The sequence below is a fragment of the Promicromonospora sp. NPDC057488 genome, assembly GCF_042802395.1.
Taxonomy (GTDB): Bacteria; Actinomycetota; Actinomycetes; order Actinomycetales; family Cellulomonadaceae; genus Promicromonospora.
The window spans coordinates 1-2425 of record NZ_JBHVEG010000328.1 but is presented as its reverse complement, the minus strand read 5'-3'; the positions used below and the strand labels follow the sequence as shown (position 1 = coordinate 2425).

Sequence of the window (2425 nt, the reverse complement as noted above, 5' to 3'; positions counted from 1 at the left end):
ACCCAGGTCTCGACAAGCTCGACCAGCGGATGGTCAGGACGGCGTGCCCAGGGCGTAGCGCATGGGCTCCAGCTTGGCCTCGGACTCCGCCAGCTCGGCCTGCGGGTCGGACGCCGCGACGATGCCGCAGCCCGCGAACAGCCGGATGTGCCGCGGGTCGGTCGGGGAGATCTCCGCCGACCGCAGGGCGATGCCCCACTCGCCGTCGCCGTCCGCGCCGACCCAGCCCACCGGGCCCGCGTACCGGGCGCGGTCCAGCCCCTCGATCTCGCGGATCAGGCTGCGCGCGGCGGTCGTCGGCGTGCCGCACACGGCGGCGCTCGGGTGCAGCGCGGCGGCCAGCGACAGGGACGACGGCGCCCGCCCGCCCCGCTGGTCGGTCAGCACGCCGGTCACGTCGGTGGCGAGGTGCATGACGTTCGGCAGGTGCAGCACGAACGGCGCCTCGGGCACGTTCATCGAGGAGCAGTAGGGCTCCAGGGCGGCGGCCACGGAGCGCACCGCGAACTCGTGCTCCTCGAGGTCCTTGGAGGACCGGGCGAGCTGGGCCGCGCGCAGCAGGTCGGCGTCGTCGGCGTCCGCCACGCCGTGCTCGCGCCGGATCGTGCCGGCCAGCACGCGTGAGGCCACCAGGCCCTTCTCGCTGCGCACCAGCAGCTCCGGCGTCGCGCCCACCATGCCGTCCACGCTGAAGGCCCAGCAGGCGTCGTACGCGGACGCCAGGCGGCCCAGCAGGTGCCGGGTGTCCAGCGGGTGCTCGGCGGTCGCCACGACGTCGCGGGCGAGCACCACCTTCTCCAGCTCGCCGGTCTGGATGCGGGCGATGCCCTCGGCCACCACGGCGGGCCAGTCCGCCGCGCCGACGGCGCCGTCGGCCAGCGTCACGCGGCCCGGCTCGGTGACCGGCTGCCGCGGGTAGGCGGACAGCAGGTCCTCGCCCACGGGCGCGGACCGGTCGCCCACCAGGGAGATCGTGGTCATCCAGGTCCGTTCGCCCCGCCGTCCGACGACGACGCGGGGCACGATCAGCACGCCGCTCGCCCGCGCGGGGTCCTCGGCCTCGTCGCCCGGTGAGACGTCGTCGAACGCGAAGCTGCCGAACGCGACCAGGCCGCTGCCGGGCAGGCCGACGTCGTCGTGCACCACGGCGTTGTCGAGCACCTGGCGCCACGCCTCGTCGGCGTCGGCGAACCGGCCGGGGCCGAAGGTCTCGAACCGCAGCGCCTCGCCCCAGCCCACGAGCCCGTCGCCGTGCCGTACCCAGGCCAGCGCGTTGGTGTCGGGGAGCCGGTCGACGAGCGCCGTCGGCGTGCCGGGCAGGTCGTCCGTCGCGACGGTCCGCACCACGAGCTGCGGGCCGTGGGGGGCGCCGGGCGGCGCCTCGTCGGACGTGGTCGGCGCCTCGGCCGGCCAGGAGTCGTACACGCTGATGCCGGAGGGGGAGCCGGTGGGTGTGCCGGGAGTGCCGCCGGAAGGTGAAGCGATCATCGCTTTCAGGATAAGCGTGCGGGCCCCGCGCGCCCGCCGTCGGTAACGGAGGTCACAGCGGGCGGTCGGCAGTTCGTCAGGTGGTCGGCACCTCGGAATGCCGATCACCTGACGAGCTACCGATCACCCGGATCCGCCATCGCCCCCGGCGCGCCCCTACCTCGTGAAACGATGGCCGTATGTCCCGTGCAAGCCTGGAGAAGAAGCCGGCCGAGGTCGCGTCGATGTTCGACGGGATCGCCGCCCGCTACGACCTGACGAACGACCTCATCTCGATGGGGCAGGACCGCCGCTGGCGCCGCCTCACGGTCGAGGCGGTCGCCGCGATGCCGGGCGAGCGTGTGCTCGACCTCGCCGCGGGCACCGGGACCAGCAGCGAGCCCTTCGCGGCCGACGGTGCCTTCGTGGTCCCGTCCGACTTCTCGATCGGCATGCTGCAGGTGGGCAAGCGGCGCCGTCCGGACCTGCCGTTCGTCGCGGGCGACGCCACCCGGCTGCCGTTCGCGGACGAGTCGTTCGACGCCGTGACGATCAGCTTCGGCCTGCGCAACGTGGTGGACACGCTCTCGGCGCTGCGCGAGATGCGCCGCGTCGTGCGGCCCGGCGGGCGCATCGTGATCTGCGAGTTCTCCACCCCGACGTGGGGCCCGTTCCGCACGGTCTACCAGGAGTACCTGATGCGCGCGCTGCCCGTCGTGGCCGGCGCCGTCACGCGGGACAAGGGCTCCTACGACTACCTCGCCGAGTCGATCCGCGGCTGGCACACCCAGGTGGACCTGGCCAAGCTGATGCTGGAGGCGGGCTGGGAGCACGCCGCCTACCGCAACGTCACGGGCGGCATCGTGGCCCTGCACCGGGCGGTCCGCCCGGCCTGACCCACGTCGGCAGCTTTCTCGCGAGGTCGTGACTTTGCCTCGAGTTCGGTCCAGCGCTGGAC

2 protein-coding genes are annotated in these 2425 nt (G+C 74.0%); one reads left to right on the top strand and one right to left on the bottom strand.

Features of this window, described 5'->3' with window-relative positions; genetic code table 11:
* Positions 1-33: 33 nt before the first annotated feature.
* On the bottom strand, positions 34-1488 hold the full coding sequence (locus ACFU5G_RS29785; protein WP_377252743.1) for an isochorismate synthase MenF: 1455 nt from the start codon (positions 1486-1488) through the stop codon (positions 34-36).
* Between the two features lie 179 nt (positions 1489-1667).
* Between ACFU5G_RS29785 and ACFU5G_RS29780 the strand changes: the two genes are divergently transcribed.
* The gene (locus ACFU5G_RS29780) at positions 1668-2363 is read left to right on the top strand and encodes a demethylmenaquinone methyltransferase (RefSeq protein ID WP_377252741.1); all 696 of its coding nucleotides are present in this window, start codon (positions 1668-1670) and stop codon (positions 2361-2363) included.
* Positions 2364-2425 lie beyond the last annotated feature (62 nt).

Bases quoted from the DNA above. Each gene is read 5' to 3' on its own strand.
- ACFU5G_RS29785 (WP_377252743.1), bottom strand. From the start codon at position 1,488: ATGATCGCTTCACCTTCCGGCGGCACTCCCGGCACACCCACCGGCTCC.
- ACFU5G_RS29780 (WP_377252741.1), top strand. From the start codon at position 1,668: ATGTCCCGTGCAAGCCTGGAGAAGAAGCCGGCCGAGGTCGCGTCGATG.